Source organism: Pacificispira sp. (assembly GCF_965228185.1).
In the GTDB taxonomy this organism is placed as follows: domain Bacteria; phylum Pseudomonadota; class Alphaproteobacteria; order UBA8366; family Aestuariispiraceae; genus Pacificispira.
This window is the reverse complement of record NZ_CBDDHE010000003.1, coordinates 167,312-186,068: the sequence shown is the minus strand read 5'-3', so window position 1 is coordinate 186,068 and position 18,757 is coordinate 167,312. Positions and strand designations below refer to the sequence as shown.

Annotated in this window: 17 protein-coding genes; 9 read left to right on the top strand and 8 right to left on the bottom strand. The window is 65.0% G+C overall.

From position 1 onward, the window contains the following. The first annotated feature begins 77 nt into the window (after positions 1-77). The 7 genes from ACO06O_RS04545 (at position 78) to sucD (ending at position 5,981) form a co-directional block, all read left to right on the top strand. Entirely contained in the window at positions 78-239 is a 162-nt protein-coding gene (locus ACO06O_RS04545) for a YqaE/Pmp3 family membrane protein (protein ID WP_420417611.1), read from the top strand. After that, the gene (locus ACO06O_RS04540; protein ID WP_421876736.1) at positions 236-1,351 is read left to right on the top strand and encodes an alanine racemase; all 1,116 of its coding nucleotides are present in this window, start codon (positions 236-238) and stop codon (positions 1,349-1,351) included. Before ACO06O_RS04545 ends, ACO06O_RS04540 begins: the two co-directional genes overlap by 4 nt. A gap of 143 nt (positions 1,352-1,494) precedes the next feature. Beyond that, a complete protein-coding gene (locus tag ACO06O_RS04535) occupies positions 1,495-2,115 on the top strand; it encodes a LuxR C-terminal-related transcriptional regulator (protein ID WP_421876733.1) in 621 nt (206 codons plus the stop codon). Positions 2,116-2,471: 356 nt separating this feature from the next. After that, positions 2,472-2,639, top strand: a complete 168-nt coding sequence (locus ACO06O_RS04530; protein ID WP_421876731.1) for a hypothetical protein — start codon at positions 2,472-2,474, stop codon at positions 2,637-2,639. Positions 2,640-2,673: 34 nt separating this feature from the next. After that, positions 2,674-3,867 (top strand): aminotransferase class V-fold PLP-dependent enzyme, encoded by a 1,194-nt coding sequence (locus ACO06O_RS04525; protein ID WP_421876729.1) that lies wholly within the window; start codon positions 2,674-2,676, stop codon positions 3,865-3,867. Between the two features lie 24 nt (positions 3,868-3,891). Next, entirely contained in the window at positions 3,892-5,070 is a 1,179-nt protein-coding gene (locus ACO06O_RS04520; RefSeq protein WP_421876727.1) for a malate--CoA ligase subunit beta, read from the top strand. 11 nt (positions 5,071-5,081) lie between these two features. Continuing rightward, the gene (gene sucD, locus ACO06O_RS04515; RefSeq protein ID WP_421876725.1) at positions 5,082-5,981 is read left to right on the top strand and encodes a succinate--CoA ligase subunit alpha; all 900 of its coding nucleotides are present in this window, start codon (positions 5,082-5,084) and stop codon (positions 5,979-5,981) included. A 245-nt stretch (positions 5,982-6,226) separates the two neighbouring features. Here sucD and ACO06O_RS04510 read toward each other — a convergent pair whose 3' ends face one another. Then, positions 6,227-7,123 carry a DMT family transporter gene (locus ACO06O_RS04510; RefSeq protein ID WP_420417618.1) on the bottom strand — a complete coding sequence of 299 codons (897 nt, stop codon included), beginning with the start codon at positions 7,121-7,123 and terminating at the stop codon, positions 6,227-6,229. 157 nt (positions 7,124-7,280) lie between these two features. Between ACO06O_RS04510 and ACO06O_RS04505 the strand changes: the two genes are divergently transcribed. Continuing rightward, positions 7,281-8,069 (top strand): pyridoxine 5'-phosphate synthase, encoded by a 789-nt coding sequence (locus ACO06O_RS04505; RefSeq protein WP_421876723.1) that lies wholly within the window; start codon positions 7,281-7,283, stop codon positions 8,067-8,069. A gap of 398 nt (positions 8,070-8,467) precedes the next feature. Here the strand turns inward: ACO06O_RS04505 and ACO06O_RS04500 are convergent, their stop codons facing one another. From ACO06O_RS04500 to ACO06O_RS04475, 6 genes are all read right to left on the bottom strand, one after another. Continuing rightward, a complete protein-coding gene (locus tag ACO06O_RS04500) occupies positions 8,468-9,019 on the bottom strand; it encodes a TadE/TadG family type IV pilus assembly protein (protein ID WP_421876721.1) in 552 nt (183 codons plus the stop codon). Then, positions 9,019-9,564: a TadE/TadG family type IV pilus assembly protein gene (locus ACO06O_RS04495; protein WP_421876719.1), complete on the bottom strand. Its 546-nt coding sequence runs from the start codon at positions 9,562-9,564 to the stop codon at positions 9,019-9,021. Before ACO06O_RS04495 ends, ACO06O_RS04500 begins: the two co-directional genes overlap by 1 nt. After that, a complete protein-coding gene (locus tag ACO06O_RS04490; protein ID WP_421876717.1) occupies positions 9,561-10,994 on the bottom strand; it encodes a TadE/TadG family type IV pilus assembly protein in 1,434 nt (477 codons plus the stop codon). The genes ACO06O_RS04495 and ACO06O_RS04490 overlap by 4 nt, the downstream gene beginning before the upstream one ends. 124 nt (positions 10,995-11,118) lie before the next feature. Continuing rightward, positions 11,119-12,300 (bottom strand): MFS transporter, encoded by a 1,182-nt coding sequence (locus ACO06O_RS04485; RefSeq protein WP_421876715.1) that lies wholly within the window; start codon positions 12,298-12,300, stop codon positions 11,119-11,121. Positions 12,301-12,395: 95 nt separating this feature from the next. Continuing rightward, positions 12,396-14,264, bottom strand: coding sequence for a DNA mismatch repair endonuclease MutL (mutL, locus tag ACO06O_RS04480; RefSeq protein WP_421876713.1), 1,869 nt, complete (start codon positions 14,262-14,264; stop codon positions 12,396-12,398). Next, positions 14,261-15,616 (bottom strand): glucose-6-phosphate isomerase, encoded by a 1,356-nt coding sequence (locus ACO06O_RS04475; protein WP_421876711.1) that lies wholly within the window; start codon positions 15,614-15,616, stop codon positions 14,261-14,263. Before ACO06O_RS04475 ends, mutL begins: the two co-directional genes overlap by 4 nt. Positions 15,617-15,707: 91 nt before the next feature. Between ACO06O_RS04475 and ACO06O_RS04470 the strand changes: the two genes are divergently transcribed. Next, entirely contained in the window at positions 15,708-18,179 is a 2,472-nt protein-coding gene (locus ACO06O_RS04470) for a mechanosensitive ion channel family protein (RefSeq protein ID WP_421876709.1), read from the top strand. On the opposite strand, the gene ACO06O_RS04465 is transcribed toward ACO06O_RS04470, so the two are convergent. Continuing rightward, entirely contained in the window at positions 18,176-18,757 is a 582-nt protein-coding gene (locus tag ACO06O_RS04465) for a PAS domain-containing protein (protein ID WP_421876707.1), read from the bottom strand. The two genes, ACO06O_RS04470 and ACO06O_RS04465, sit on opposite strands and share 4 nt — an antisense overlap.

Below are 18,757 nucleotides of genomic sequence, written 5' to 3'. Positions count from 1 at the left end.
AATTCAACCCTTTCGGTACTGGCGCCCCCCACCGAAGCCGCCTAGTCTCACCCAACATGCAAAATAGGGGAAACGATATGAGCATCCTGCGCGTTCTTCTTGCCATCTTCCTGCCGCCGATCTCCGTCCTGATGACGGACGGATTGGGCCTTCATTTCATCCTCAACATCATTCTGTGCCTGTTCGGCTGGCTGCCCGGCAGCATTCACGCGGTCTGGCGCCTGGTTCAGGAGCGATGAGCCGACTGGCCGGTCTCGAAACGCCGCGCCTGATCCTCGACAGGTCGCGCCTGGAAGCCAACATCGCGCGCATGGCCGCGGCGGTGGGTGCGCTGGGCGTCGCCCTGCGCCCGCACCTCAAGACCGCGAAATCCGCGGCGGTGGGCGAATTGGCGACGGCGGGTCGGACGCGCGGCATCACGGTGTCCACGCTGCAGGAGGCCGAGTATTTCGCGGACCACGGCTTCACCGACATCACCTATGCCGTGGGGATCGCGCCCGGCAAGTTGGACCGGGCAGCGGCGCTGATCGGCCGGGGCGTCGACCTTAAGGTCATCGCCGATACGGTGGACGCAGCCCGGGCCGTCGCCGACCACGGCGCCGCTTTCAAGCTTCTGATCGAGGTCGATTGCGGCGACCGGCGCGGCGGTGTCGCCCCGGACGGCGACACCCTGCTGGCCATGGCGGAAGCACTCGCCACGTCGAAGACGGCACGGCTCGACGGCGTCCTGACGCATGCCGGGCATTCCTATGGGGTCGCCGATCCCGACGAGATCCGACGCATCGCGGAGGAGGAACGCGTGGCGGTGGTGAAAGCCGCCGACCGTCTGCGCGCCGCCGGCCACGAAATCCGGACAGTCAGCGCCGGGTCGACACCGACCGCACTGTTCAGCCGCGACGCCACCGGGCTGACCGAATACCGCGCCGGGGTCTTCGTCTTCTTCGACCTGGACCAGCAATCGCGCGGTATTTGCCAGCGAGAGGAACTGGCGTTGAGCGTGCTGGCTACTGTCATCGGCCACAATCGCGAGGCCGGGAAGGTTCTGATCGACGCCGGTGGACTTGCCCTGTCAAAGGACCGGGGTGCCAACGCCTTCCGCCCCGAAGTCGGATACGGCGAGGTTTGCGACGCGGCTGGATCCCCGATCCCCGGCGTCTTTGTGACCTCCGTCAGTCAGGAACACGGCCATGTCGTGCTGCCGGACCCGGCCCTGTTCGATCGACTGCCGGTCGGCAGTCTGGTCCGCGTCCTGCCCAATCACGCCTGCATGACGGCGGCGGCCTATCCCGAATACACCGTGCTGGAAGACGGCGCCCCGGACGCGGTCTGGAGCCGCTGCAACGGCTGGTAAAACGCCCGCCCCTCCGCCGACATGGGCCGTTTGTGCGAGAACGCGTCGCTTATCCGGCACTCGTTTGGTGATTTCCGTGGAAAATGCCGGGTTCGTCCGGAGCAATCCGGCAGATTCGGGCTCACCGAACGGAAATCATGGGGATGGAACGGCGCATCGACATTCTGATTGCGGACAAGAACCCGCTGGTCCGGCGCGGGCTGAGCGGCCTGTGCGACGATGACGGGCGGTTCCTCTGCCGGGGCTGCTTCGATTCCGGCGAAGCGTTTCTGGACGCGTTGCTGAACGGCCCGGTGGAACTGGGCGTGATCGGCTGGCTGCTGCCCGACATGCGCGCCGACGAAGTTCTGAAAGCCGTGCGGGGTTCCGGCGCGCGCAAAAAGATCGTCGTCTATACCGGCTCCCCCCATCCCGGCATTCCGAAACGGGTCATGGCTCTGGGCGGCTTCGGCTTCTGTTCCAAAAGCGAGCCGCCGGAATTCCTGCTGGATACGTTGATCGATGTCTCCCACGGCCGGATCAGCTTCCCCTATATCGACGTCCGCGCGCTTTACAGCGACCCATTCGCCGACCTGACCCAGCGGGAACGCGAGTTGCTGAAGTCGCTGTCCCAGGGCTGGACCAATCTTCAGATCGCCCGGCGGTTCGGCATCTCCGGCAACACCGTGAAATTCCATCTGAAGAACCTCTATGAGAAGCTGGACGTCAGCAACCGCGCCATGGCCGTCGCCCTGTTCGTCGAGCGCCGCCGGGATTTCGACTGACACGCCGAATTTCGGCCCGGCCTATGTTTACCCCCCGTGCCTGTCCCCCTGGATTCCCGCCTTCGCGGGAATGACGGATATGGGCATCGTCTACTATGTCGTCATTCCCGCGAAGGCGGGAATCCAGAGCCACATGCGGGATCGCGGGTAGGGAGCACCCTACCCATCCGGCACCCTGCCGCCCCGCCCATAAGAGATCATCCGGCTATCCATCGGAATGTTCCGGCAAAACCGCTTTTGCCCGATCTTAGCTCTCAGAAGCGGATGGGAAGATCCGATACGGTTTCGCTGGACGCCAGATCGTACGGGTCGCCGGGGCCCCATCCGCTTCATTCCTTTCCGAAAGGACGAAGCCGATGCCCGATACCGTCGTCGAATTCGACAGGGACCATCCCAATCCGTTCCGCCTGTATCTGACCCAGCGTCGGACCGCTCGGCCCGAACCGGCCGATCCTTTCGCCTTCCATGACGCCATCCGGACCGTTGAGGCCGAATGCTACGGCCCGACATCGGACAAGTCCTGACCCTTTACCGCTCCGTTATCCGAGGAACAGCACCATGACCGAACCGAAACACCTCTTCATTCCCGGCCCGACAAACATTCCCGACCGGGTGCGGCGCGCCATGAATCTGGCGATGGAGGACATTCGGGCACCGGACTTCCCGGAGTTGACGAAACCGCTGTTTCGGGACCTGAAGACGCTGTTCAAGTCGGAAACGGGTGAGATCTTCCTGTTTCCGTCTTCGGGCACGGGCGCCTGGGAAGCGGCACTGACCAACACCTTATCACCCGGCGACCGCGTCATCGTCGCCAGCTTCGGCCAGTTCTCCATGCTTTGGGCCAAGATGTGCCGCGACCTGGGTTTCGAGACCGAGGAATGGGAGACGCAATGGGGCGAGGCCTTCCCGCTGGAGCGCCTGGAAGAACGCCTGGCCCAACCGGACGCGGCCGGAATCAAGGCCGTTCTGGTCTGTCAGAACGAAACCGCGACCGGCGTCGCGTCCGACGTCGCGGGTGTCCGCCGCATCCTGGATGCCGCCGGCCACCCGGCCCTGCTGATGGTCGACGGGATCAGTTCCATCGCCTGTATCGAATTCCGCATGGACGACTGGGGCGTCGACCTGGCCATCGCGGGGTCTCAGAAAGGCCTGATGCTGCCGACCGGCCTGTCCGTCGTCTGCGCCAGCCGGAAAGCCCTCGCCGCCAGTGAAACGGCGAAATGCCGCCGCAGTTATTTCGACTTCGCCTGGCATGCCGGTGCGAACAAGGACGGATACTTCCCCTACACGCCCGCAACGCAGCTGCTGCGCGGCCTGCGGGTGTCGCTGGACATCCTGGCAGAGGAAGGCATCGAGAATGTCTGGGCCCGGCATAACCGTCTGGCCGAAGGCGTCCGCCGCGCAGTCCGCGCCTGGGGGCTGGATATCTGCGCCGCCCGGCCGGAAATCGCATCGGACACGGTGACGGCGGTCGTCGTTCCGGAAGGGATCGACAGTGCCGATGTCGTCCGCACCGCCTATCACAAATACAACACCTCCTTCGGTGTCGGCTTGTCCAAGGTGGCCGGCCGGGTCTTCCGGATCGGCCATCTGGGCGCGCTGGACGAGGTGAAAATCCTGTCCGGCATCGCGGCCGCGGAAATCGCCCTGCGCGATTGCGGCGTTGGCCTGCAGGCCGGGTCCGGCGTCGGCGCGGCCATTGACTATTACCGCGAAACCGCACCCGCCGCCCTGGCCGCCGCCGCCGAATAGGCCAGCCCTGAAGGGAGACGCGTCATGGATATCCACGAGTATCAGGCCAAGGAATTGCTGTCCGAGTTCGGTGTGCCGGTGCCGCGCGGCGGCCTGGCCTACAGCCCGGAACAGGCGACCTACCGCGCGCGGGAAATCGGCGGCGAGAAATGGGTCGTGAAGGCGCAGATCCATTCCGGGGCGCGCGGCAAGGCGGGCGGCATCCGGGTTTGCGGCACCGACCGGGAAATCTGGGACGCGGCGGACGACCTGCTGGGCCGCAAACTGGTGACGCACCAGACCGGCCCGCGCGGCAAGATTGTCTATCGCCTCTATGTCGAGGAAGCGACCGCCTTCGAACAGGAAATCTATCTGGGTCTCGTCCTGGACCGGAAGTCCGAGCGCGTCATGGTCGTCGCGTCGGCCGCCGGCGGGATGGAGATCGAGGAAATATCCGCCAGTGAGCCCGATTCCATCCTGCGGGTCAGCGTCGACCCGGCGGTCGGCCTGCGCGATTTCCAGGCCCGCGAGATTGCCTTCGGCCTGGGGCTGGAACCGTCCCAAGTGGGTCAGATGACCCAGATCCTGATCGGCTGCTTCCGGGCGTTCAGCGATCTGGACGCGACCATGGTGGAGATCAACCCGCTGGTCGTCGGCCTGGACGGGCATCTGGTCGCGCTGGACGCCAAGATGACCTTCGACGACAACGCGCTGTTCCGCCTGCCGCGCATTTCCGAACTGCGCGACAAGTCGCAAGAGGACGCCCGCGAGACCTATGCCGCCGACCGGGGTCTCAGTTATGTCGGGCTGGACGGGCATATCGGCTGCATCATCAACGGTGCGGGCCTGGCCATGGCCACCATGGACATGATCCAGATCGAAGGCGGAGAGCCTGCGAACTTCCTGGATATCGGCGGCGGCGCGTCGCCGGAACGGGTGGTGAAAGCCTTCAAGGCCGTGCTGGCCGACGACAAGGTCGAGGCGCTGCTGGTCAACATTTTCGCGGGGATCAACCGCTGCGACTGGGTTGCCGAGGGCGTGGTCCAGGCCGTGCGGGAACTGGACCTCACCATCCCGCTGGTCGTCCGCCTGTCGGGCACGCATGTCGAGGAAGGCCGCCGCATCCTGGCCGAAAGCGGCCTGCAGATCCTGGTTGCCGACACATTGGCCGATGCCGCGCGCAAGGCGGTCGGTGCCTGGCGCGGCCTCAGCGCCGCCGCCTGAGGAGAGAGATCATGGCCATCCTGCTGACCGAAACCACCAAGGTCCTGGTTCAGGGCTTCACCGGACGCATCGGCACTTTCCACGCCCAGGAAATGATCGATTACGGCACCCAGGTCGTCGGCGGCGTGACCCCCGGCAAGGGCGGCGAAACCCATCTGGAGCGCCCCGTCTTCAACACCGTGCGCGGCGCGGTCGAGGAAACCGGCGCCGAGGCGTCCATCGTTTTCGTGCCGCCGCCCTTCGCGGCGGATTCCATCATGGAAGCGGCTGATGCGGGCATCCGCTATTGCGTCTGCATCACCGACGGCATCCCGGCCCAGGACATGATGCGGGTGAAGCGCTACATGCGTCGGTACCGGGCCGAAAACCGGATGATCCTGGCCGGTCCGAACTGCGCCGGGACGATCTCGCCCGGCAAGGCGATGATGGGGATCATGCCCGGCCACATCTATCAGCCGGGCCGCGTCGGCATTGTCGGCCGCTCCGGCACGCTGGGCTATGAGGCCGCCAGCCAGATGAAGGAGCTGGGCATCGGCGTCTCGACCTCCGTCGGGATCGGCGGCGACCCGATCAACGGCTCCTCCTTCAAGGACATCCTGGAACTGTTCGAGGCCGACCCCGACACCGACGCCGTGATGATGATCGGCGAGATCGGTGGCCCCCAGGAAGCCGAGGCCGCCGCCTTCGTGCGCGATCATATGACGAAGCCCGTCGTCGCGTATGTCGCCGGCCTGTCGGCCCCGAAAGGCCGCCGCATGGGCCATGCCGGCGCGATCATTTCCGCCTTCGGCGAAAGCGCCCAGGAAAAGGTCGAAATCCTGAAGGAGGCCGGCGTCACCGTCGCGCCGAACCCGGCCGCCCTGGGCCAAACCATCGCAGAAGTCCTCAGCACCTGCCGCACCGCCGCGTAGTTCAGACGTCCCTCCCTCTACCGGCAATGCAGGTGATGCCCTGCCCCCTTCCCACCGGAAGGGGGCTTTTTTTCGGCGCGCGGGTTTCCAATCCATCTGCCACAGCAACAGTCTCCCTCTCCCTCGAGGGAGAGGGCCGGGGTGAGGGGGAAGTCGTGCCGCAATCCACCATCGCAGCCCCTCACCCGACCCTTCGGGCCACCCTCTCCCCAGGGGAGAGGGGAACACGGCACGTCCGATGGGGCCTAGGGCCGCCGGTTACGATGCGGGATCGATCGGCCCCGGATGCGTTCGCGATAGAAGGAGTACATCCCGGTCCCGACGATGATCGCGCTGCCGACCAGCATCCATTCATCGGGATACTCGCCGAACAGGAAGATGCCCAGAAGGATCGCCCAGATCAGGATCGTGTAGCGGAAGGGCGCCACGAAGCTGATTTCGCCCACCCGCATGGTCATGACGCTGAACAGATAGCCGAAGACCAGGAACCCGGCGGCGGCGGCCACCGGCCAGACAGTCGCGACCTCGATCGGGCGCCATTCGGTCGTCAGGCACATCACCCCACCGATCGTGGTGATCGCGATGGACGTCGTCATGGCGACGAAGATCGACGGTACATGCGCCTTAAGACGCCGGGTCGACAGATCGCGCAACACCACGAAGGCAACGGACAGGATGGCCAACATGGAATAGCTGTTGAACCCTTCCGATCCGGGCCGGATGATCACCAGAACGCCGATGAAACCGATGGCGATGGCGGTCCAGCGCCGCCAGCCGACGGGCTCGTGCAGGAAGACCGCGGCCCCCAGGGTCACCGCCAGCGGCAGCGCCTGCAGGATGGCCGTCACATTGGCCAGTTGCATATTGAACAACGCGGTCAGGAAGCACAGCGTCGCCCCGATCTCGCCGATCATGCGCAGGATCAGGACCTTCCAGTCGTCGCGCTGGAACCGGGCGAAGATCTGGCCGCGCCAGGCGGCGATACAGGCGATGATCGCGGTCGCGATGACGCCCCGGATGAACAGCGCCTGGAACAGCGACACATCCGTCGAAGCGAGTTTCATCAACGCGTCGTTCGAGACGAAAGCGGCCATGCTGGCCGCCATGAGGGCGGCACCGCGAATGTTGTCGGATAGAACCATGCCCCCTTATCGGGCATCCGGACCGGATTTGACAGCGCGAAGTTGCCGGCGAAAGGCCTTCGCGGAAACTTCATAAATGGCCCTGTCGATCTTTGGATGCCGGACACTACATTAGAGCCATTCCGCGCGCTAACGGATCAAACTGGAATCTGGTGCCATGAAACGACAGGCGACGAAACTGTCCGTCAATCTGAACAAGGTCGCGTTGCTGCGCAATCAGCGGCATGTCGGCTATCCCGACCCGGTCGATGCCGGACGGACGATCCTGAAGGCCGGTGCGCATGGTCTGACGGTCCATCCGCGCCCCGACGAACGCCATATCCGGCGCAGCGACGTGTTCAACCTGGCCGAGATGATCCGCGAAGAAGGCTGGGCCAAGCAAGGTGTCGAGTTCAACATCGAGGGGAACCCTTTCGACGACTATCTGGCCATCGTCGACCGCGTGCGCCCGGAACAGGCGACGCTGGTGCCGGATTCGCCCGACGCCGCGACGTCGGACAATGGCTGGGACGTCTTCGCCGAGGAAGCGCGCCTGCGCCAGGTGATCGCGACCCTGAAGGGGATCGGCTGCCGGGTGTCCTTGTTCATGAACGCGACCGACGACCCCGAACCCGCGATGCACAAGGCCGCCAGTCTGGGCGCCGACCGGGTGGAGCTTTATACCGGCCCCTATGCCGATGCTTATGACACGGAAGATCGGGACGCCGAACTGCGCCGCTATGTCCGGACCGCCGAGGCGGCCGTGAAGGCGGGCCTGCTGATCAATGCCGGTCACGACCTGACGACCCGCAATCTGCCCGCCCTGGTCCACGCCCTGCCCCGCCTGGACGAGGTCTCCATCGGCCACGCCTTCACGGCGGACGCCCTGTGGATGGGCTTCGACGCGACGGTAAAGTCCTATTTGGAAGCCCTGCGCTTCGCACCGGCCAAAAGCGCAGCCGCCTGACCCCGCCGCCTCCCTGACATTGGCGGCGAGGGTCCGCCCGTTTCCGTCGTTCCCGCGAAGGCGGGAATCCAGAGCCGTCGGCACGCCCGCTGCCCCTCCCCTTGGATCCCCGCCTGCGCGGGGATGACGAGGTACAAACCACCCACCTCCGTGCTCCTGCGAAAGCAGGAGCCTTCGAAGTTAGTCTTCGGTGCCGAACCCAAGGAGGTTCCTGCTTTCGCAGGAACTCGGGCTTTAACCCTCCGGGCCACACCTCTCCCGTCATTCCCGCGGAGGCGGGAATCCAGGGCCGTCGGCACGCCCGCTGCCCCTCCCTCTGGATCCCCGCCTGCGCGGGGATGACGATGTACGTACCCCGACCATCGTGCACCTACGCACATCAGCCTTGAACAGCCCTCTCAATCGCCGCCGATGGCCTGGAGCGCGCCGATGCGCGGGCGGTAGAAGGCGGTGCGGCGGAGGCGGACGGGGTCGATGACGGAGAAGAAGACCGGCTGATATTCGTAATAGACCTCCGTCACGACCAGGGTCTCGTTGTCGCGCAACGGGATGTCCGGCGGCAGCGTCGGGACCCCGCCTTCTATGCCGATCCCCGATGCCTGCAACAGGCTGCCCGCGCCGGTCCGTTGCCAGAAGATGGTCGGGTTGCCGCCGGAATCATTGCCCGCGGCGGTCACGAAGACGCGCGACTTCGCGGCCATGGCGAACGGTTCCATGATCAGCGGCGCGGCGTTGAAGATATCGTCCATCGTCGCCTGATCGATCTCCTCGTCGCGTGTGGTCAAATCCGAGATCGCGACCGCCGTATGCTGCAGTTTCTGGTTCAGCATCAGGAAGATACCGGTCTCGACGATGCCGGTCAGCAGGATCATAAGGATCGGGATCGAGAAGGCGATCTCGATCAGGGCAGAGCCGCGCCGGTCGCGCAGGAATTGGGCGAGCCGTTCCATCAATAGGGCTCGTTTCGCACGGCGACGGCGGCGGTCAATTGCACGGCCTGCGTCGCCCAATCCATGAAGCCGGTCAGGCTTGGCGCGGTATAGCGCACGCGGTAGAGCACGATATCGCCTGACCCGCCGAGACCGGCCGTCCCCATATCGGCGTCCCAGCTGCCGTTCCCGTTGACGTCGGAATAGGTCTCGCCCTCGTCGAAACTGCCATTGCCATTGGCGTCGGCAAAGGGCTCCGGCTTGCCGATATCGGCGAATTGATCGAAGACCAGCGTGTCGATGACCAGATGCTCCGGCGGGATCCGGCCGAATGTCTGGTCTTCGATAATGCCGCGCACCTGCTCCAGCCGCGTCACGCCGGAAGCCGTCGAGCCGGTGATGCCGAAGCGCGAGGCATGCAGCACCGCGTTCTCCAGCGCGACGCTGAGAAAGATCAGATTGGCGATCTCGATCACCCCGATGACGAAGGACAGCAGCACCGGGAATCCCAGCGCCAGTTCGACGGAGGTCGTGCCCTCCCGGGATCTGAGGAAGGCCCGCATCATTGCGACAGCCTCAAATTGCTGAGTTGGCGGCCGATCGTGTCGAAAACCGTCTGCAACTCGTCATTGGACGGCGCATGAAAATAGAAGCCGGTATTGGACGCGCAGGTCCGGTACAGCGACTGGGTCGACGCATTGGGGGTCGACCCGAAGGTGATCGCGAAGATCTTGATGCCGGTCTGCTTGATCGTCGTGCACAATGCCGCGAACCGGTTGTCGATTTCCGCCCGCGCCTGATCCAGCGTCGCATAGCCGAAGACATTCAGCCGGTCATAGGCGGTGTAATCCGACCCCTGCGGCCCGCCGCCATTATGATCGTAGAACTGGTTCTGGCCGTCGGTCAGCACGACGATGACCTTGTCCATGAAGGGCTCGTCATAGGACAGCGGCAGTTCCGAGGGCGTCGCCCCGCCCCACAGCCCCTGCCAGCGCGGCGACAGGGTCCGCCAGCCCCAGACCAGCCCCAGATTGGACGTCGTGCCGCCCCGATGCCAGGGCAGCATCTCGTCGATCGCCGCGATCACCGGACCTTTGGCAGCGGTCAGGGGCGTGATCGCCGGGCCGCAGCCAAGATTGGGGCCCGTCCCGTCATTCTCGGCGCCGTTCGCCTCGTCGATATCGTAGCTGCCGCCGGACTGGATCCAGTCATTATCGCTGGCATCGGCGTAGAAATAGATCGAAAACGGATCGTCGACGGGCGGATCGTCGGTCCGGTCCCCGGTCCCGTCCCGCGCCTCGACGCAGCCTTTCCAGACCGTCGGTCCGAAATCGCCGTCATCGATCGCATCCTGCCCGTCACTGTCCAGCCAGGCGGAGCGTCCGGCCCCGACATTCACCGCCGCGGTATAGGGTATCAGCGAGACCCACAGATTCGGGTTCACCTCCTCGTCGCCATAGATGTTGTTGACCAGGGAACGGGCGGCGTCCTTCATCGCGGTGATCTTGCCGCCGGAACGCATGGAGCCGGTATTGTCCATCACCAGCGCCAGTTCCATGCCGCGCGTCTCGCGCGTGACCTCGGTCGACGCCGACACGGTGATCGCCTCGAACCCGAAGACCGACATGAAGGTCGATTCCACCTGCGCCGTCGCCGTCAGGGTCAGGACCCGGTCGTCGTCGGAAATCACGATGTTCATATCGGTGTTGCGCAGAATGCCGCCGCCCGCCGCGACATTGGCGTTGAAGAAATCGTGGCCGTCCGCGTCCATGTCTTCGACATCCAGCGCGTGGCCCGCCGCCAAACCGCCCGCGTCGACGGCGCGCTGCAATACGTCCTTGGCATAGATCAGGCGCGCGCCGTCCAGGGCCACACCGGCGAACCCGACCAGCGACAACATCATGCCCGCCGCCAGCGGCAAGGTGCCGCCGGACGTCGAATGCCAGAATGCGGCAGCCCTCCCCGAAAGCCCCGCCAAACGTCGAGAATCGCCCATTCCTTCCGCTCCTCCAGGAGCCGGAATGAAATCATGCGCATTCAGGAATGGGAATTAAAACTGCTTTAAAATCAACAATATGGGTATATTTATACGAATTTCTTCAGGCAAATGCGCCACGCATTTATGCTTCATTCGACGCAAGCGCCGCCTTTGTGAAGCGCCTGGACAGGAACAACGCAAAGATAAAGGCGCCGGCTAGAATCACGAATCCCATCAGGAAGGGCGAATCCGGCCCGAATTCGCTGAACGCCGCGGCGCCCCAAGCGGGACCGGCGACCCGGGCCAGGGATTGGGCGCTTTGCGCGTTCCCCATCGTCCCGCCCTTCATCTGGTCCGGCGCGACCTGGCTCAACAGGCTCTGCATCGCCGGATTGTGCAGGCTGATGCCCACCGCCAACAGCCCCATCGGGATCAGGATCATCCAGACATCGGACACGGCGACCACGGCCGCCATGGTCAGCATCAGCAGCCCGACCGCGATCAGGATGACCCGCCCCTCGCCCAGAACCGGGACAATCCGGCGCACGATCCCGCCCTGTACGATGACGGTCACCAGACCGGCATAGGCCAGATAGAAGCCGACCTCCCGCGCGCCCAGGCCGAATTTGACCGCCGCCCAGATCGCGAAGACTCCTTCCATCGCGGTGAAGACCAGATGGACCGTGAAATGCAGTACCAGCAGTTTGGAGATATCAGCGTTGCGCAACACATCGGTGGCGAACCGTACCGTCCGGTCCTCGGAATGGCGTTCCGGCTCACGCACGAAAAACAGGGTGATCAGCGCACAAACCACAGTGCAGACCGCCGCCGCATAGGCCGGTAGCGCATAGGCCGGATTGTCGCCGCCGACGGCCCAGGCCCCCAGAGCCGGACCGATCGTGAAGCCGATGCCGAAAGACGCGCCCAGCATGCCCATCCCCTTCGCCCGGTCCGCCGGCGCGGTGACATCGGCGACATAGGCCATCGAGGCGGCGAACCATCCGGCCATCAATCCGGCGAAGATCCGGCTGGCATAGAGTTCGGTCAGGCTGTCGACATTGGCGAGCCACAGATAGGACAGCGCGGTCGTCAGCGCAGAGGCCAGCAGAACCGGTTTGCGTCCCAACCGGTCGGACAGCCAGCCCCAGACCGGCGCGCCGAGCACAGCCGCCGCCGAGAAGGCGGAAAAGATCAGCGGCGCCACCCCCGTCTCCCCGCCATGGGAGGTGACGTGAAAGGGCAGCCCCGGCACGACCATCCCCATGCCGACGATGTTGAAGATCGTGGCCAGGATGACCGGCAGGATCGGGCGGATGGCGGACATGGTCAGAAGGCGACCTTAGGCTGGTTGGCTCGACATCGGTTTAACCGAGCGCACTGGCCGGGGAAAGGAAATACCCCGTCGGGCGGCATGGAAGGTCACCGGCGGCCGAACAGTTTCTCGATATCGGCCAGCTTCAATTCGACATAGGTCGGGCGGCCGTGATTGCATTGGCCGGAATGGGGCGTCGCCTCCATCTGGCGCAACAGGGCGTTCATTTCGTCGGTGTTCAGACGGCGGCCGGCCCGCACCGACCCATGACAGGCCATGGTGCCGCAAACCTCCTCCAGCTTCTCCTGCAGCGAGAAGGTGTTACCCAGCGCCTCCAACTCGTCCGCCAGATCGCGGATCAGGGCGCGCGCATCGACCTCGCCCAGCAGCGCCGGCGTCTCGCGGACTGCGACCGCGCCGGGCCCGAAAGCCTCGACCACAAGGCCCAGCTTTTCCAGATCGGCGGCGCGTTCCACCAGCCGCTCGGCATCCCGCTCGTCCAGTTCGACGATTTCCGGGATCAGCAATCCCTGACGCGGGACGCCACCCTTTTCCATCTCGCGCTTCATCGTTTCATAGACCAGGCGCTCATGGGCGGCATGCTGATCGACGATGACGATGCCGTCCTCGGTCTGGGCCACGATATAGGTCGCGTGCAGCTGCGCCCGCGCCGCGCCCAGCGGATACTCGGTCAGGGGCCGCTCCGCCCGCGTGACTTCCCCGGTTTCCGGATCGACATGATCGCCCGATGCTGGGCCAGGATCGTAGCTGGGCCGGGCCGCCGGGGCGAAACCGTCCGGCCGCTGCCATTCATAGGACCGTTCCGCCAATCCCGGCGCGGGCGGCGGCGGGGGACGGTAGGCATAGCCGCCGGAGAAGCTGGCTTGGCGCGTATCGGGCAGTTGCGACGGCCGGAACGCGCCCAGCGCGGCGGACGAGACGGTGGTAGACGCGCGGTGTCCGGCCTCGGCCAATGCGTGCTTGAGGGCGCTGACGATCAGGCCGCGCACGATCCCCGGCTCGCGGAAGCGGACCTCGCTTTTCGCAGGGTGGACGTTGACGTCGACGGCCCGCGCCTCGCATTCCAGAAACAGCGCCAGCAACGGATGGCGATCGCGCGCCAGGAAATCCTGATAGGCGCCGCGCACCGCGCCGATCAACTGCTTGTCGCGGACCGGGCGACCGTTGACGAACAGGAACTGCATCATCGCATTGCCGCGATTCAAGGTCGGCACGCCGGCATAGCCGGTCAGGCGGAACCCTTCGCGTTCGGCGTCGATGGCCAACGCGTTTTCCTGAAACTCGCGGCCCATGATCCCGCCCAGCCGCTTCAGGCGCAGGTCCAGCAATTCGCCTTGGGCGGCGCTGAGGCGCAGTTTCTCGCGCCCGTCATCGGTCAGGGAGAAGCCGACATTGGGATGCGCCATGGCCAGCCGGTTCAGGACGTCGGCCACCGCGCCGCTTTCCGCCCGGGCGCTGCGCAGGAATTTCAGCCGCGCCGGGGTGCTGTAGAACAGGTCTCTGACCTCAACCGTCGTGCCCGGCCCGCCGGGCGCCGGTTTCGGTTCGAAGACCCGGCCGCCCTCGATCTCGATGCGCCAAGCCTCCTCCGCGCCCTGCGGTCGGCTGGTGATCGCCATGCGGCTGACCGATCCGATCGACGGCAGCGCCTCGCCCCGGAAGCCCAGCGTGGTAATATGAAACAGATCCTCGTCCGGCAGTTTCGACGTGGCGTGCCGTTCGACCGCGATCTTCAGCTCGTCCGGCGTCATGCCGCGTCCGTCGTCGACGATGGAGATCAGCGCCCGGCCGCCATCGCGGATGGTGACGTCGATCCGCGTCGCGCCGGCATCCAGCGCGTTCTCGACCAGCTCCTTGACCGCCGAGGCGGGACGTTCGACGACCTCACCGGCCGCGATTTGGTTGACCAGGGTCTCCGGAAGGCGGCGGATAACGGGCTGGGCGATGGCGTTCACGACGCGTCTCCGCGCTCCGCCAGGTAACGGCGGATCAGGACCTTGCCGTCCTCGACCGCGGGCTGGTCGAAGGGGTCGACCCCCATCAGATCCGCCGCCAGGACGGTTTCCAGCATGAAATGCATCATCAGCGCGCCCATCGCGCCCTCGTCGATCCGCGCCAGTTCGATGCGGCGTACAGGCCGACCGCGCCGCGCCAGCGTCTCAGCCGTCGCCCGGCGCGATGCGTCCATCAGATCGCCCATCGACCGTCCGACCAGATAGGACAGGCGCGGATCCTCTGCCAAAGCAGGGTCGATCGCGGCGCCGCTCATATCGTTCGGGCCGCCCATTACGGTGAACATCTTGTCGGCCGGCCCGTCGAGCCAAAGCTGAAGCTGGCTGTGCTGGTCGACCGGGCCGGTGGCATAGACCGGCGTCGTGCCCAACCCGTTCTTGCCCAGGCTTTCCGCCCAGAGCTGACGGTACCAGCGCGCCAGGGAGCCGAGGCGGTCGGAATAGGCCAGCATCACCGTCGCCGCGATGGACCGTTCCATCTGCAGACCGACACTGACCGCGGCCCCGACTGCCGCGGGACAGGCCGCCGGATTGTCCTTGGCGGCGAAGGCCTGATCCAGGACGCGCTGCGCCCCTTCGCGGGTTTCAACGGCATCCAGCCCGGCGATCATCGTCGGCAGCATGCCGACCACGCTCAGCACCGAATAACGGCCGCCGACTTTCGGATCGTGGTCCAGGACCGGTATGCGGTAGCGGGCGCCCAGGCGCCGCAACGGGTTGTCCCCCGGCTCGGTAATCAGGGTGACGTGGCGGCGCAGATCCTCCGCGTCCAACTGCTCCATCACGACGGGCAGCAGCGACAGGAACTGCATCATCGTTTCCGTCGTGCCGCCGGATTTCGAAATCACGACGATGCCGGTTTTGCGGTAATCGAGGCGACGGATCAGGCGGTCCCAGACGAACGGGTCCACATTGGTGATGATGTGCAATTGCGGCGCACGGCGCAGGCGGTCTGCCTCACGGTCGGCCATTTCGTACAGCGCCCGCGACCCAAGCGAACTGCCGCCCGTCCCCAGGATCAGAACATCGTCGAACCGGCGCTGATAATGCTCGGCATAGGGTTCCAGCGCTTCCAGATCCGCGCGGGCCGACGGCAGGCGCAGGAACGGTATCTGGCCGCTGGCATGGGCGTCCTGCAGCCGTTCGATCGCCGGCGAAAGGCGACGCAACAGCGTTTCCAGCGTCGAGATCGTCAGCCCGCCCGCGCCAATGCGGTCGGCGCGGCAATCGTCGACGGTTTGGCGATAGCCCAGATGGGCGCACAGGTCAGGATCGGTATCCATATCGGGGAGCATAGCTGATTCCGGCATAGCCCTGTTCATAACGAAGCGCTGTGGTACAGTCCATCCCGTCGCCATGTTGCAATCCAACCCTTTGAGAAGCTTGATGGCTTGCCGCCTCCTCGCCCTGCTGGTCCTGACCCTGGCCGTGCTGGTTTTGCCGGTCGAGTCGCCGCGCGCGCAGAATTCGGAGACCCCGTTCAGCGTCCTTGCCGCCGATTGGAACGGCGATATGGATGTCATCGAGGAGTTATTGAAGGATTCCGACCTGTCCCCGGAGGCGGGCGAGGCGGTCAAGAAAACCCTGACCAAGGTGATCAACGAGGCGACCCAGGCACGCGACCGTGCCGGAGCGACGGTCAGCGAGTTGAACGCGCGCCTGGATGCCCTGGGCCCACCGCCGGAGGGGGAAAACGCCGCTCCCGAGCCGGACCCGGTGGCGACGGAACGGTCGCGGCTCAATCAATCATTGTCGGATGCAAAGTCCCAGTTTTCCCTGGCGGAACTGGCAATCACCCGGGCGACGAACCTGGTCGCCCGCGTCGGGCAGGAGCAACGGACCCGCCTGGCGGCGCATCTGCTCGAACAGGGGCCTCTGCCCTATCTGCCCAGCACCCTGGCGCCGCTGCCCGATACGGTGGGCAGCTTTGTCGCCAATATCGCCCTGACGGCCGTCGGTTGGTGGCAAGGCCTGGCCGACGAGGAGCGCAGCGGCGGCTTCCTGGGTGCAGCGGCGTTCTTTCTGATCGGCCTGGCCGCAGCCTGGTGGCTGCGCCGCTTCGTACTGCGCCGCTTCGGCCCCTATCCGGTCGAAGAACAGCCCCCTTATAGCCGGCGTCTGCTGGCGGCGGTCGCGGACGGGGTCGCGCGGGGAATTTTGCCCGCGGCCATCCTGGGCGTCATCATCTTGCGCACCCAGACCGAAGGATCGCCGTTCTTCAGCGATTTCGGGACGATCCTGGGGCTGGCCGCGCAATGCCTGATGATTTTCGTGCTGGTGACCGCCCTGCCCCATTCGGTCTTCTCGCCCGAGGATCCGAACTGGCGGCTGACCGGGTTGGAACCCGAAAAGGGTCAGCAGATCCTCAATCTCATCCGCCCGCTGGCGCTGTTGTATTGTGTCGACGAATTCGTCCTGCGCGCCGGGGACGCGGTCCCGCAATTGTCCGACGTGCTGTCGCCCGAGTTTCAATCGGTATGGACTTTCGGGCTCAGCCTCGCCCAAGGGCTGCTTGCGCTGGCACTGCTGCGTCCGTCGCTGTGGAAGACGAATGACGAGATCGCACGGGACAACAGCGACGCCCCAGAGGAAGACGATGAAGAGGAGGCCATCAAGACTGCCCGGCGACCGTTCTGGAAGGCGCTGCACGCGCTTCTGGTCCTGGTCACGCTGGTCGGCACCCTGGCCCCGGCCTTGGGGTACACCCATCTGGGCAACTATCTTCTGAACAACCTGCTGGGATCCGCGATCCTGGTGTCGATCCTCTATATCCTGCGCGGCCTGTTCCGCGAGGCGATCGGATTCGTGACCGGCAGCCCCCTGGTCCGCGACCGGCTGGCGGTCCGTCACAAGACCCGCAGTCGCCTGAAATTCGCGACGCGCTTCCTGCTGGACATCGCGATCTTCGTACTGGGCGTCAGTATCATAGCGCCGAATTGGGGCGTGTCGGAAACCGACCTGCTGCATGGTTTGCGCGTCGCGTTGAGCGGCCTTCAAATCGGCAATGTCACGATCTCCCTGACGGACATCCTGCTGGCGGTCTTCGTCTTCATCGTCGCCCTGGCGCTGATCCGCGCCCTGAAGCGCAGCCTGGCCGAAAAAATCCTGCCGGAAACGGAGATCGAAGAAAGCCTGCGCCATTCGATCACCGCCGGGATCGGCTATGTCGGCTTCGTCGTCGCCGCCGCCTTGGCCGTCGCGGTGGCTGGCGTCGACCTGACCAATATCGCGCTGATCGCCGGCGCGCTGTCCGTCGGGATCGGCTTCGGCCTTCAGAATATCGTGAACAATTTCGTCTCCGGCCTGATCCTGCTGATCGAACGGCCGATCAAGGTCGGCGACTGGGTGGTGGTTGGGTCGAACGAAGGCTTCGTGAAACAGATCAACATGCGCGCGACCGAGATCGAAACATGGCAGAAGGCAAGCGTCATCGTGCCCAACGCCGATCTACTGTCCCAAGCGCTGAAGAACTGGACCCACAAGGACAAGATCGGCCGGGTCGATGTCCCTATCGGCGTCGCGCTGGACAGCGATGTCGACCGTGTGTCCGAATTGCTGCTGGAAATCGCCAAAGCCCATCCGCGGTGCCGCCGCTATCCTGAGCCTGTCGCCCTGGTCATGAGGATCGACGACAGCCGGATCGAGATGGAAGTACGGCTGTTCACCAGCGACATCCTCTGGGTGGTCTGGATTGCCAGCGACATCCGCAAGGAAATCCTGCGCCGCTTCCCGAAGGAAGGAATCGTCATCCCCTACGCCCAGCGCGTTGTGCATTTGTTGGAAAACGGCGACCCCAACCGACAGCGTCCGGCGGAGACCGAACCGGCCGCCGAGCCGGACAACGAAGACCCGCGCTAGAGGGTCAACACGGCTTCCAGCCGGTCTTCCACATCCAACGCATGGCGGCCGTGGGATTCGTAGAAATCCTCGTAAATCAGATGATCGCGGTGGATGGTGAGCCCGCCCAGCAGATGCGTGACCGCGCCGCCTTCCCCCAGGGGCAGGGTCAGTCGCTGATACAGAATGCCGCTTACACCGTCGACCTTATAGGTGACGCGGGAGTACCAAGGGGCCGCAGACTGAACGACGCGGCCATAGGACCGCACCGCGTTCTTCAAATCGTGCGCTTCCAGCACCTGTTCCAACCGCTTGCCGGTGACGTCGTGCTTGAAGACTTCTACCATCCGCGTCCCGGCCAGTCGGAAGCGGTATCCGCCATCGGCTTCGACGATGACGATGTAGAGATAGGGCAACAGCGTCTTTGGGATTTCCAGCGGGTCGATATCGGCCCGCCGGGGCATCGCGGCACCCGCGTTCCGGGCCGCGTTCCAATAGTCGAAGAGATCGCGCATTTCCGCGCCGCTCAGACTGTTCCTGAACGCCGAAATATCCAGAGCGTCGGGATCCCGGACGCGTCTGCTGAAAAAGCGACTCAC